Consider the following 12,188-nt stretch of genomic DNA (forward strand, 5'->3'; position numbering starts at 1 on the left):
CGCGAAGCCTGCCTGATCGATCTCGACATCCAGTTCGGCGACGCCGCCTTCCAGCTCGGCCTGCGCCCTCATTTGACCTTCAGCGACCTACTCGAGGCCGGCAAAAGGCTTGACGGCGAACTGATGCGGTCGATCGCCGCGACCCATGCCAGCGGGCTCAAGGTGATCGCCGCGCCGCGCGACATCATGCCGCTTGAATCCCTATCGAGCGACCAACTGCTCGGCATCGTCGACCTCGCCACTTCGCAATTCGGGACGGTGTTCGTGGATTTGCCCATGAACTGGGCCAACTGGTCGCTGTCGCTGCTGGCGCGATCCGATGTCGTGCTGCTGGTGACCGAATTAAGGGTGCCGAGCCTGCACCGCGCGCGGCGCCAGATCGACCTTCTGGAATCGCAGGAAATGGGCAACCTCGACGTGCGCATCGTGCTCAACCGAACCGAAAAGGGTCTGTTCAAGACGATCGACGCGAACGACGCCGAACGCGTGCTCCGGCGGCCGATCGCCTTCACCATCGCCAATGATCACGCGACCATGACCCAAGCAATTGGCCGCGGTATTCCGGTTGCGGAAGTGCGTCGGAAGTGCGCGCTCGGCCGCGATCTCGACGCGATGGACAAGGGTCTCACCGCGGCCCTCGGGCTGGAGCATTAATCATGTGGCAAATCCGCAAACCAAATGTTGACGGCGCCCCCGAGGACGGACCCGAACGGGCGGAGCAAGATCGTAAGCTGATGACCGTCGGCGACGCCGGAGCCTTTGCGACGGCCGACCTGCACACCGACCTGAAGGTCGAGCTTCATCAGCGGTTGCTCAGTCTGATCAACCTGTCGGCCCTAGAGAATATGTCGCACGCGCAGATCGCCGACGAGGTCGGCGACATCGTCCTCGAGGAGCTCGACAAGCAACGGCACGCTCTTAATCACGGCGAGCGGCGGCAGTTGGTCGACGACGTGCTCGACGAATTGCTCGGCCTCGGCCCGCTCGAGCCTCTGCTCAAGGACGGTACGATCACCGACATTTTGGTCAACGGCCACGACACGGTGTTCGTCGAACGATACGGCGTGCTCGAACCATCGGCGGTGCGGTTCAAGGACGAGCGCCATCTCATCCGCATCATTCAGAAAATCGTCTCGGCGGTCGGGCGCCGGGTGGATGAATCGGCGCCGATGGTCGATGCCCGGCTCGCCGACGGCAGCCGCGTCAACGCCGTCGTGCCTCCGCTGGCGCTCGACGGCGCGCTGTTGTCGATCCGCAAATTCGCCAAGACCCCGATCAGCATGGGCCGGCTGGTCGAGATCGGGTCGGTCCCGTCGCAGGTATCGGATGTTCTCAAGGCGGTCGTTTCGGCACGGTTGAACGTGCTCATTTCGGGCGGCACGGGTTCCGGCAAGACGACCATGCTCAACGCCATGTCGGCGTTCATCGACAATCGCGAACGGATCGTGACGATCGAGGATTCGGCGGAGTTGCAGCTGCAGCAGGAGCATGTCGCGCGATTGGAAACGCGCCCACCCAATATCGAAGGCAAGGGCGAAATCGCCCAGCGCGACCTGGTCAAGAATTCGCTGCGCATGCGTCCCGACCGGATCATCGTTGGCGAAGTCCGCGGCGGCGAGGCGTTCGACATGCTGCAGGCGATGAACACCGGCCACGACGGGTCGATGACGACCGTTCACGCCAACAATCCGCGCGATGCCCTCAGTCGCGTCGAACAGATGATTGGCATGAGCGGAATCGACATTCCGGCGCGGTCGGCGCGCGCGCAGATTTCGTCGGCGATCCACGTCGTCGTTCAAGTGGCACGGCTGTCCGACGGGCGGCGCAAATTGGTCAGCCTGGCCGAACTGAGCGGCATGGAAGGCGACGTCATCACCATGCAGGAAATCTTCCGCTATCGTCAGACCGGCGTATCGGAGGATGGCGTCGTGCAGGGCCGGTTCGAGGCGACCGGCATTCGCCCGCGCTTCCTTGATCAGGTCATGGCGCACGGCGTCACACTGTCTCCCGACCTGTTCCGTCCGGACCGGAATTTCGAGCAATGACCGGAAACTGGCTTCGCGCCCTGGCCCTCATCCTGGTGTTCGCCGCGGTGGTTTTCGCGGTCGAACGGCTAGTGTCAGCAATCGTCGCGCGGCAGATGCAAGGCCGGGCGATCAACCAGCGGCTCGATCTCATCGGGCAAGGCGTATCGCGCGGCGAGGCGATGCAGCGGCTGCGCCGGCGCGCGACCAACGTCCCGGAAGGCCTGCCCCCGTTCCTCGCCGGACCGGCAATGCGGTTCGAAAAGACGCTGATGGCGGCGGGCGTGACGATGGAAACCGGCAAGTTGATGCTGGCGCTGCTGGTGGCGCCGTTCGCGCTGTTCCTGCTGATCGTCCTCATCGTTACGCTCGGCGGCGGCCTGCTCGGCGGCGGCCGGGTCCTGCTGATTGGCACTTTCGCGCTGATTGTCGGGCTCGGCATCCCGATGTTCTATTTTCAGACCCGTGCGGCGCGCATGCGCAAGAAAATTCAGGACCAATTTCCGGTCGCCCTCGACGTGTTCGTTCGCGGTCTTCGCGCCGGTCATCCGATTGCCGCCGCGCTTGATCTGCTGACGGTCGAAATGCCCGATCCGATTGGCAGCCAGTTCGGGATCGTCGTCGACGAAGTGACGTATGGCGCCGACCTGCGCGATGCGTTGACCGGCATGGCCGACCGCTGGGATCTGGAGGATATGCGGATGTTCGTCGTCAGCCTGTCGGTGCAGAGCGAAACCGGCGGCAACCTTGCCGAAATACTCGAGAATCTGAGCAAGGTTATTCGTGAACGGGCGTCGATGATGCTCAAGGTGAGGGCCTTGTCGAGCGAGGGCCGCATGTCGGCGGCGATGCTCACCGGGCTGCCCGTGCTGACCTTTGCCGGCCTGTTCATCGGCAACCCGAAATTCTTTCTCGACGTAGCCGACGATCCCTTCTTCATCCCCGGTTATGTCGCCCTAATCCTGCTCTACGCGGTAGGCTTTTACACCATCCGCCGCATGATCGACCTGAAGGTGTAACGGCGATGACAGACTTCCTCTCCAATGACCTGGTCCGCATTTCGATGCTGTTCCTGCTGTTCATGGCGGTCGTGGTGGTGACCTTCGCGGCGGTCGCGACGCTGTCCGATCGGCAGCAGGTTCGAACGCGGCTGACCGGTGAGAAAGGCTCACTCGACCTCAGCGACGCGGCGATGATCGGCGGGCTGCGCACGCACGATGCCCGGGGCGCCTGGGTGGCGATGGTGACGGCGCTCGAGCGGGCCGGTGTATCGCTGGTCGACACCAAGGACGCGACGCTGCGCAGCCGGCTGATCGCCGCCGGATACCGTCAGGATTATGCGCCCCGCATCTATTCGCTGGCGCGGCTGATCATGGTCATCGCATTGCCATTGTTCGTCTTCGCCCTGCTATGGCTGAGCGGTAGCTCGCCTTCCCTGTTCAAACTTTACCTTATCGGCGCGGTCGCCGCTTTGCTCGGGCTTTATTTCCCGTCCTTGTGGGTGCGCGCGCGGGCCAGTGGGCGGCAGCGTGAAATCATCAACGGATTTCCGGACGCGCTCGACCTGATGCTGGTGTGCGTCGAGGCCGGACTGGGGCTCGAATCCGCTTTCAGCCGGGTCGGCATGGAGATGACGCGATCGCATCCATTGCTCGCCGAGCAGCTGGGCACCGTCGTGCTTGAGCTTCGCGCCGGACGCAGCCAGGAGGATGCCCTGAGAAGGATGGCCGACCGCGCCGGGGCCGACGAGATACGCGCCTTCGCGACGCTGCTCATCCAGTCGCATAAATTGGGGTCGTCGGTCGCGCAGACGCTGCGCACCTATGCCTCGGAAATGCGTGAACGGCGGCGGATGCGTGCCGAGGAAAAGGCCCACCGTCTGCCGGTGCTGCTGTCTATTCCGTTGGTGGTGTGCATGCTGCCAGTGATGATTGGCGTATTGATGCTGCCGGCCGTCATTCGGACCATCCGCGTGATTATTCCGGCCATGGGGGGCTGATATGAATCGCAACTACACGACCGGCCTGTGTCTGATCGCTTCACTTGCGGCCGCCGCGTGCAGCAAACAGGTCGAGATTCGCTCGATCGCCTCGACCCTGACGCCAGGCCCGCAGCCGGCCAACATCCGGGTGGCGGAAGGCACCGCCCAATATGCGCTTGGCAACACCGGACTGGCTCTCGAAGCCTTTCGCAAGGCGCTGCGCGAACAGCCGGGCAATGTCGAGGCGATGGTCGGGCTGGCGGCCTGTTACGACCGGATGGGCCGGTTCGACCTGTCGCGAAAGAATTACGAAATGGCTCTGGCGGTCGCTCCGACCGACACCGCTTTGTATACAGCGTTTGTGCAATCGCTCGAGCTTCAGGGGCAGTTTCCCGAAGCCGCGCGGGTCAAAGCCGAGCTGGCCGAACGCATCGTCGCCCCCGAGGCGATGCGTGCCGTGCCTGGATCGGTCCCCGTGCTGCCGCCGCCACCGGCGCCCAGCGTGACGGTCGCGCTTGCGCCGCCGCGCTCCGCGCCGGTGGCGGTTGAGCCGGCCAAGGTCGACCAGCCAAAACTTTCGTCGATGGCCCCGGCCGGACCGGCGAGGACTGCGGCCAGGCTCGAACGGATGTCGGTGGGCGAAGTCGCGCTGATCACCCGCGCCGAGCCGCGCTGGGCGGCGCGTACCGTTGCGCGCAGCGCGACCAGCACCACGATACGATTCGAACCCAGGCGCGAGGCGGCGGTGACCCTGCTCAATGCGGCACGGGTGCGCGGGCTGGCCGCGCGGACGCGCGCCTATCTTGCGGCGCGCGGCTTCACGGGCGCGGCCATCGGCGACGCGCCCAGCGCCCGTCAGCGGAGCGCGATCCTGTTTGGGGCCGGCGAGCGACCACGCGCCGAGCGGCTGGCCTTGCAATTCGGCTTTGCTCTCGAGCGGCAACCGTCGGCAGGCGGGCTGGTCGTGCTGCTTGGCCGCGACGCGGCGCGCGATGATTCGCTGACCCGGCCGAGCGCCTGATGATCGCCTTCGCGCTGGCGCTCGCGCTTGCGCAAGGGGCGCCGGCTCCAGTCGCGCCACTGCCAGCCGCGCCAATGCCCATTCTTGCACCGCAGATCCCGGCGGCGCTATCGCTTGGCGAGGCCGGCCATGCAATTGCCGCTGGGCGGCTTGACCAGGCCAAGGCGATGCTGGCGGCAGCGGTGGCCGCGGGCGCCAAGGGCGATCCGGTTGACCGGCTGCTCGCCGACCTCGCCTTCGCGCGAGGCGAAAACTATCAGGCGCGATCACTTTACCAGGGGCTGTTGACCGCTCACCCCGACGAAGCGCTGCTGCTGGAACGTGCCGGAATCGCCTCGCTGAAACTGGGGCGGACGGAAGAAGCGACGGCGTTGCTCGACCGGGCGACGCGCAGCAGCGGAGCCGGTTGGCGGGCATGGAACGCGCTAGGCGTCGCGGCCGACCGGCAAGGACGGTGGAACGAGGCCGATGCGGCCTATGCGAGCGCGACTGCGCTTGACCCGATGCGGGCCGAAGTGTCGAACAACCAGGGCTGGTCGCTGATGCTGCGCGGGCGGTGGGCGGACGCGATGGAGTCCTTCCTCCGCTCCGCCGCACTCGACCCTAATTCGCCGCGCCTGGCCAACAATCTCGAGCTGGCGCGGGCTGCGATGGCGGCCGACCTGCCGCGGCGGATGGCGAGCGAAGGCGACGAGGCGTTCGCGGCGCGTCTCAACGACGCCGGAGTCGTTGCGGCGGCCAGTGGCAATTCCAAATTGGCTCAGGCCGCCTTCGCCCAGGCGATCGAGCTCAAGAGTCACTGGTTCGCCCGCGCCGCCGATAATCTGGCTGCGTTGGGGACGCCCAAATGACGTTGCTGATGTCGGCCCCGACGTGGCTGTTGGCAATTGTCTTCCTGCTGTTCGTGCTGGCCGCGATCGAAGACATGTGGCGGCTTCGAATCCACGACTGGGTTTCGGCGGGGATCGCGGTCGGGGCGTTCGTTGCGATAGCGCTCGACGGGCCGATTGTCGGCCTGTGGGAAAATTTGCTGTTGTTCTCCCTGATCCTGGCCATCGGCACGCTGATCTTCGCGCTCGGACTGCTCGGCGGCGGCGATATCAAGCTGTTGGCGGCGTCGGCACTTTGGGTAGACCTCGATCATGGCTGGAAAATGCTGGTGGCGGTGGCGCTCGCTGGCGGGGTAGAGATGCTCATCGTGACCGTTATCCGTTATCTGCCCTGGCCCGACTCCTGGCGAGAGCGCGGCGCCCTTCTCCGGCGCGGCGAGGCGATCCCCTACGCGCTGGCGATCGGTGTCGGCTTTGCGGGGATCAGCTGGGTCGCGCGTCTGTGAGGTGGCCGATGCTGCTGATCGCGTTAGCACCGGCGCCGGCGCTCGCCTTGCCGCGGCTGGTCGGGGCAAGCGGCCAATGGGCGGCGCTGGTCGAAGGCCGGACTTGCGAGGCCGCGGCGCGTTCGATCCGCGCCCCGCTCAAGGGCCGCCAGACGGCGCGGGCCAGCCTGTCGTTCGATGCCGGGGGTCCACGGCGCGGCCAGTTCGCCGCGCGCTTGTCGCGGGCTCCGCGGGCCGGGGCGAGCGTACTGCTGACCATCGGCCAGCAGCAGTTTCTGCTGATGAGCGCGGCAGACATGGCCTGGAGCCGCGGCCCGGCGCAGGAGGTGGCGATCATCGCCGCGATGCGCCGCAGCGGCGAAATACGGATCGAGGCGCGCAGTCCTGACGGGGGGCGGATCGTCGACCGATACAGCCTCGACGGAGCCCCGCTGGCGATCGACGCCGCCGCGGCCTGCGCCGCGACGCTGGCAAATCGCTGACGTTTCACCTACATGACCCGCTCTCATGAGCGCCGACACGTCCCTGATGCCGATTCCCGGCCCGATCGATCCCGTGCCCGTTCCGCGCGCCGCATCGCCGCGCGCCGATGGCAAGGTCGAGCTGATCGGACTTTCACGGGACGCGATCCGCGCCGAGCTTGAGGCGGCCGGGTTCGAGCCGAAGCAAGCCAGGCTTCGCTCCAAGCAAATCTGGCATTGGATCTACAATCGCGGCGTCAGCGACTTCGCCGCGATGACCGACATCGCCAAGGCGCAATCGCCGCGGCTGGCCGAGCGGTTCGCCATCACTCGGCCTATCGTGGTCGAGGCGCAGGTATCGACCGACGGCACGCGCAAGTGGTTACTGCGGACCCACGACGGCCACGACTTTGAAATGGTGTTCATTCCCGACGCCGACCGGGGCACGCTGTGCGTGTCAAGCCAGGTCGGCTGCACGCTAAACTGCCGTTTCTGCCACACCGGGACGATGAAACTGGTCCGCAACCTCGACGCGGCGGAGATCGTCGGCCAGGTGATGCTGGCGCGCGACGCGCTCGGCGAATGGCCGTCCTCGCCCGACGGCCGGATGCTGACCAACATCGTGATGATGGGCATGGGCGAGCCGCTCTACAATTTCGAAAATGTCCGCGATGCGCTGAAGATCGTCATGGACGGCGACGGGCTAGGCCTGTCGAAGCGGCGGATCACCTTGTCGACCTCGGGCGTGGTGCCGATGATGGCCCGCGCCGGCGAGGAGATCGGGGTCAACCTCGCGGTCTCGCTTCACGCGGTGACCAAGGAAGTGCGCGACGAGATCGTGCCGATCAACAAGAAGTACGGCATCGACCAGCTGCTCGCCGCTTGCGCCGCCTATCCCGGCGCCAACAATGCGCGGCGGATCACCTTCGAATATGTGATGCTCAAGGACAAGAACGACAGCGACGCCGACGCGCGCGAGCTGGTGCGGTTGATCCGGCACTACAAGCTGCCGGCCAAGGTCAACCTGATCCCGTTCAACCCGTGGCCGGGCGCGCCCTACGAATGTTCGAGCGACGAGCGCATCCGGGCCTTTTCGACGATCGTCTTCCAGGGCGGCATCTCCGCCCCGGTGCGCACCCCGCGCGGCCGCGACATCGACGCCGCTTGCGGTCAATTGAAGACGACTGCCGAAAAGCGCTCGCGCGCTGACCTCGACCGCGAGGCCGCGGCCCAGTTGGCATAGGGCCCGCCTTGCGGCTCGGACGGGCGCATGTCATGTCGGCGCCATGTCGATGATCCACCGCCTCGCCGCCCAGCTGATAAAGCGCGGGCGGCTGCACATGACTCTCCCCAACGGCTCGCGCGAGACGTTCGGCCCGGGCGGCGGCCCCGAGGTCAGGGCACGGCTGACCGACCGCGCGGCGCTGGTCCGGCTGATCAGCTATCCACGCCTCGCGCTCGGCGAGCTTTACCTCGAGGGGCGCCTCATTCTCGAGCAGGGGACGATCCTCGACCTGCTCGAGATCGTGGTCGGGTCCAATCCCTGGGAGGACGGCGCCAAGCGCGGCAAGACGGCGATGAGCAAGCGCAGCCTGGCGCCGCTGATGGCGCTGCTCCGGCGAAACCGGCCGAACAAGTCGCGCAGCAACGTCGCCCATCATTACGACCTCGACGACCGGCTCTACGACCTGTTCCTCGATCCATGGCGCCAATATAGTTGCGCCTATTTCCTCACGCCCGACATCGGTCTCGACGAGGCCCAGCGGCTGAAGCTGGCGCATATCGCCGCCAAGCTCGACCTTCGCCGCGGCCAGCGGGTGCTGGACATCGGCTGCGGCTGGGGCGGGCTCGCCATCTACCTCAACCGCGTCGCCGGGGTCGAGGTGCTCGGCGTTACCTTGTCGACCGAGCAGCTCGGCTATGCCCGCGCCTGGGCCGACCGCGAAGGCGTCGCCGACAAGGTCAAGTTCGAACTGATCGACTATCGCCATGTCGAAGGGACGTTCGACCGGATCGTCTCGATCGGCATGTTCGAACATGTCGGCGCCGCTCATTACGACGAATTCTACGCCGCTTGCGTGCGGCTGCTCGACCCCGACGGGGTGATGCTGCTCCACACCATCGGCAAGTTAGGCGGCGCCGGTGCGCCCGACCCGTTCACTGACAAATGGATCTTCCCCGGCTATCATGTCCCCAGCCTCGCCCAGATGTGTTCGTCGAGCGAAAAGGCGCGGATGGTCGTCGCGGATGTCGAGACATTGCGGCTCCATTATGCTTACACACTGCGCCACTGGCTGCGGCGTTGCGAAGCCAGGCGGGCCGAGATCGTCGAATTGTATGACGAGCGGTTCTACCGGATGTGGGAATTTTATCTGGCCGGCGCGATCATCATGTTCGAGGCCGGCACCGGGTGCAATTTTCAGGTGCAATATATCCGTAGCCGCCGGGCGTTGCCGATCACCCGCGATTATATGGCCGACGCCGAAGCTCGCTACCGGGCGAGTTGACGCCCGCCCGGTCGGGCGTTCCTACTTTTCGTGCAACTCGGCCAGCAGCGCGGGCGCGGGATAGATGTGCTTGAGCGCTTCCTCAAGCGCCGCGGTCGACACCGCGACGGTGCGGTTGTTCGACCCGTCATAGCCGTAATTGCCCGCCAGGCTGTGGATGTTGCCGTCGAACGCCGCACCGATCACGGCGCCGCTCCTGTCGATCACCGGCGATCCGGAATTGCCGCCGATGATGTCGTTGGTGGTGATGAAGTCATAGGTAATGCGGGGGTCGATCCTGGCCCGGTTGGTGACGAACGCGGTCGGCAGGTCGAACGGCGGCGCCCCGGTGGCGCGGTCGTAGATTCCGCCCATTAGCGTGCGCGTCGGCACCATCCGGCCGCGCTCGTTCCAGCCCGCGACCTTGCCGTAGCTGATGCGCAGGGTGAAGGTCGCGTCGGGATAGAGCGTGTCGCCATAAGCGGCGAAGCGCGCGTCGGCGATCTTGGCCCGCGCCGCGGTGAGCGGGCCATCATAGCGTTCGTCGGCCAATGCCTGGAGCGCGCGGTCGCGGAGGTCGAGCCGACGCGCAAGGACGATCATCGGGTCGGTCGATGCGTCGACCGCCGCCTTGCCGCCGACCCACAGCTGCTTGCGATAGGCCGGGTCGCCCATCCGCGTTCCGGCGACCAGTCGCGCGGCGAGCCCCTCGGGCGATTCCTTGCCGAGCATCAGCTTGGCGTCGGCATCGTCGGGCCCGAGATATTCGCGCGCCTTCGACAGGCTCCATTCAAGCATCAACTGATCGACCCAGGGCGTGATCGGCCGGTCGTCGAGCACTTGCTTTTCGATCAGCGGCAGCGCGCTGTCGCTGTAGCCGGGAAGCCTATGGTCGTTGGGCTTGGCGCGCTCCTCGCTCGCCCGGACCAGCTTCGAAGCATAGCCATATAGGTCGCCTTGCGGCCGAATGAAGCGGGTCGGCAGATAAAGGTCGCGATAGGCCGCGACGGCCGTAGCGGCGTCGGCCCATGGATCGCCGATCGCCGCATTGCCGGCGCTCTTCGCCCGCAAATCGGCCTCGGCCGCGGCGATGCGGCCCATGAAGACCGGATCGTTGAACGCCTTTACCCGGCCGATATAGACCTTGAGGCTGTTCTCGACTCCGTCGAGTTCCTCCTTGCCTTGGCGGAACCGCTCGGGGCTTTGCGCCATCGCCGCGATCAAGCGACCGCGAAGCTCGGAATAGATGGCGACGTTGATCGGTGCGCTGACTTCCTTGGCGAAGGCGAGCTGCGCGCCGGTCTGCGATCGCTGGGTCGACCCGGGGTTGCCGACGACAAAGGTCGCTTCGCCGTCGGATGGTGCGCGCACCGCCCAGGTCAGATGTTGGGGGGTCGTCACCGGTTTTCCGTTTTCATAGGCGCGAAGAAAGCTGCCATCGAGCGCATAGCGCGGGAAGTTGAAATTGTCGGGGTCGCCGCCAAACTGTTCGGCGCGCGATTCGGGCGCCCAGACGATGCGCACGTCGCTATATTTGCGATAGGTGTAGAGCTTGTACTGGCCGCCGCCGTAGAGTGTGACGACCTGGCAGCGGGTGGTGGCGGTGTCGGGGCATCCCGCCGCCTCGGTTCGCGCGATCGCCGCGGTGCGCGCCTTGACCGCCGCCAACCCGCTGGCTGTCCCGATCGCGGCCTTGACGGCCCCGCTGACGTCGCGGATCGCGGTCACCACCTCCGCCTGCTGGCCCGGGCACAGGCGCTCCTCGTTGCGGCCGTGTGCGATATAGCCGTCCTTGAGATAATCGCTGCCGTCGCTCGAGAGATCCTGGAGGCATGACGCGACGCAATGGTGGTTGGTGAGGATCAGGCCGATCGCGGAGACGAAGCTGGCCGAGCAGCCGCCGGTCAGCCGCACCGCCGAGGCGCGCACACGATCGAGCCAGGCCTGGTCGGGCGCGAAGCCATAGTCGGCCTTCATCTTGGCGGTCGGAAAGGCGTCGAACGTCCACATCCCCTCGTCGGCGCGCGCCGCGGCAAGCGGCAGAGAAAGGATGGTGATGAAGGCGGCGGCGCGAGCGGTGCGGGGGATACGCGGCATGGACCAGAACTCCGGTTTGAAAAACGCGCCATCGTGCACGAAAAAAGGCCCGGCGCAAGCGAAGCGCGCGGCCATGCCGGCGGTACGGCGAAGGAGCTAACCGGCGGTCCGTTTTTCCCTGAATTGCTTGATCATGAGCGGGCGCCCGGCACGACGTTCGTCGCGGGTGACGCGGCCGTCGCGATCAGCATCCATCTTGTCGAAATGCTGGAGCGCCATCGCCTCGGCCTCGGCCAGCGTGACGCGGCCGTCATGATTGCTGTCGGCCATGGCGATCATACGTCCGCCGCCCATGCCCATGCCCATGCCCATGCCGCCGCGGTGCACGCGCATCTGCCGCTTTCCGCCGCCCTTTCGGCCGTTAATGGCGACGCGCTTCTCCATCCGCATTTCGCGACCCTTGGCGAATTCGTCGCGGCTGATCATGCCGTCCTTGTTGGCATCGAGCCGGTCGAATGCGGCGGCTGGATCACCGTGGCCGCCGCCGTGCATCATAGCGCGCGGACCGCCATGGCCGCCCATCGCGCCATGCAGCTGGGCAATTTCAGCGGTGCTGATGGTGCCGTCCTGGTCGGCGTCGAAGCGCGCGAAATGGTCGCGCACCTTCGCCTGCACTTCGCCACGAGTCATCACATGGTCGGCCATCCGCACGAGCGGAGCGGCTGCTGCCGGCGGCGCGGTCTGGGCGATGGCGGCGCCGGCGCACAGCGCGAGCCCGGCCGCGGTGAGAGTTTTCAGCATGGATCGGCCCTCCTGTAAACGGGAAGTGAATGCTATGCCGC

The 12,188-nt window shown here is 66.2% G+C and carries 12 protein-coding genes; 10 read left to right on the top strand and 2 right to left on the bottom strand.

What is annotated here, in order from left to right; translation table 11 throughout:
- From H0W65_RS03770 to H0W65_RS03815, 10 genes are all read left to right on the top strand, one after another.
- A partial coding sequence (locus H0W65_RS03770) for a CpaE family protein (protein ID WP_367120117.1) occupies positions 1-654 on the top strand: 654 nt, incomplete at its 5' end.
- Positions 655-734: 80 nt separating this feature from the next.
- Positions 735-2,045 carry a CpaF family protein gene (locus tag H0W65_RS03775; protein ID WP_367120119.1) on the top strand — a complete coding sequence of 437 codons (1,311 nt, stop codon included), beginning with the start codon at positions 735-737 and terminating at the stop codon, positions 2,043-2,045.
- The gene (locus tag H0W65_RS03780) at positions 2,042-3,043 is read left to right on the top strand and encodes a type II secretion system F family protein (protein ID WP_294004027.1); all 1,002 of its coding nucleotides are present in this window, start codon (positions 2,042-2,044) and stop codon (positions 3,041-3,043) included. Before H0W65_RS03775 ends, H0W65_RS03780 begins: the two co-directional genes overlap by 4 nt.
- Before the next feature lie 5 nt (positions 3,044-3,048).
- Positions 3,049-4,023 (top strand): type II secretion system F family protein, encoded by a 975-nt coding sequence (locus H0W65_RS03785; protein ID WP_294004030.1) that lies wholly within the window; start codon positions 3,049-3,051, stop codon positions 4,021-4,023.
- Between the two features lies 1 nt (position 4,024).
- Positions 4,025-5,026, top strand: a complete 1,002-nt coding sequence (locus H0W65_RS03790; RefSeq protein ID WP_294004033.1) for a LytR C-terminal domain-containing protein — start codon at positions 4,025-4,027, stop codon at positions 5,024-5,026.
- Positions 5,026-5,877 (top strand): tetratricopeptide repeat protein, encoded by an 852-nt coding sequence (locus H0W65_RS03795; protein WP_294004036.1) that lies wholly within the window; start codon positions 5,026-5,028, stop codon positions 5,875-5,877. Before H0W65_RS03790 ends, H0W65_RS03795 begins: the two co-directional genes overlap by 1 nt.
- Positions 5,874-6,362, top strand: coding sequence for a prepilin peptidase (locus tag H0W65_RS03800; protein WP_294004039.1), 489 nt, complete (start codon positions 5,874-5,876; stop codon positions 6,360-6,362). Before H0W65_RS03795 ends, H0W65_RS03800 begins: the two co-directional genes overlap by 4 nt.
- A gap of 8 nt (positions 6,363-6,370) precedes the next feature.
- A complete protein-coding gene (locus H0W65_RS03805) occupies positions 6,371-6,844 on the top strand; it encodes a hypothetical protein (protein WP_294004042.1) in 474 nt (157 codons plus the stop codon).
- A gap of 25 nt (positions 6,845-6,869) precedes the next feature.
- Entirely contained in the window at positions 6,870-8,066 is a 1,197-nt protein-coding gene (rlmN, locus tag H0W65_RS03810; protein ID WP_294004045.1) for a 23S rRNA (adenine(2503)-C(2))-methyltransferase RlmN, read from the top strand.
- A gap of 43 nt (positions 8,067-8,109) precedes the next feature.
- Positions 8,110-9,330 carry a cyclopropane-fatty-acyl-phospholipid synthase family protein gene (locus H0W65_RS03815; RefSeq protein WP_294004048.1) on the top strand — a complete coding sequence of 407 codons (1,221 nt, stop codon included), beginning with the start codon at positions 8,110-8,112 and terminating at the stop codon, positions 9,328-9,330.
- A gap of 21 nt (positions 9,331-9,351) precedes the next feature.
- Here H0W65_RS03815 and H0W65_RS03820 read toward each other — a convergent pair whose 3' ends face one another.
- Positions 9,352-11,406, bottom strand: coding sequence for a S46 family peptidase (locus H0W65_RS03820; protein ID WP_294004051.1), 2,055 nt, complete (start codon positions 11,404-11,406; stop codon positions 9,352-9,354).
- A 96-nt stretch (positions 11,407-11,502) separates the two neighbouring features.
- Positions 11,503-12,147, bottom strand: a complete 645-nt coding sequence (locus H0W65_RS03825; protein ID WP_294004054.1) for an EF-hand domain-containing protein — start codon at positions 12,145-12,147, stop codon at positions 11,503-11,505.
- Between the last annotated feature and the right edge of the window lie 41 nt (positions 12,148-12,188).

This window comes from Sphingomonas sp. (genome assembly GCF_013816785.1).
Lineage (GTDB): Bacteria > Pseudomonadota > Alphaproteobacteria > Sphingomonadales > Sphingomonadaceae > Sphingomicrobium.

Excerpts from the sequence above, each read along its gene's own strand:
- H0W65_RS03775 (WP_367120119.1), top strand. The coding sequence starts at position 735 with ATGACCGTCGGCGACGCCGGAGCCTTTGCGACGGCCGACCTGCACACC.
- H0W65_RS03780 (WP_294004027.1), top strand. The coding sequence starts at position 2,042 with ATGACCGGAAACTGGCTTCGCGCCCTGGCCCTCATCCTGGTGTTCGCC.
- H0W65_RS03785 (WP_294004030.1), top strand. The coding sequence starts at position 3,049 with ATGACAGACTTCCTCTCCAATGACCTGGTCCGCATTTCGATGCTGTTC.
- H0W65_RS03790 (WP_294004033.1), top strand. The coding sequence starts at position 4,025 with ATGAATCGCAACTACACGACCGGCCTGTGTCTGATCGCTTCACTTGCG.
- H0W65_RS03795 (WP_294004036.1), top strand. The coding sequence starts at position 5,026 with ATGATCGCCTTCGCGCTGGCGCTCGCGCTTGCGCAAGGGGCGCCGGCT.
- H0W65_RS03800 (WP_294004039.1), top strand. The coding sequence starts at position 5,874 with ATGACGTTGCTGATGTCGGCCCCGACGTGGCTGTTGGCAATTGTCTTC.
- H0W65_RS03805 (WP_294004042.1), top strand. The coding sequence starts at position 6,371 with ATGCTGCTGATCGCGTTAGCACCGGCGCCGGCGCTCGCCTTGCCGCGG.
- rlmN (WP_294004045.1), top strand. The coding sequence starts at position 6,870 with ATGAGCGCCGACACGTCCCTGATGCCGATTCCCGGCCCGATCGATCCC.
- H0W65_RS03815 (WP_294004048.1), top strand. The coding sequence starts at position 8,110 with ATGTCGATGATCCACCGCCTCGCCGCCCAGCTGATAAAGCGCGGGCGG.
- H0W65_RS03820 (WP_294004051.1), bottom strand. The coding sequence starts at position 11,406 with ATGCCGCGTATCCCCCGCACCGCTCGCGCCGCCGCCTTCATCACCATC.
- H0W65_RS03825 (WP_294004054.1), bottom strand. The coding sequence starts at position 12,147 with ATGCTGAAAACTCTCACCGCGGCCGGGCTCGCGCTGTGCGCCGGCGCC.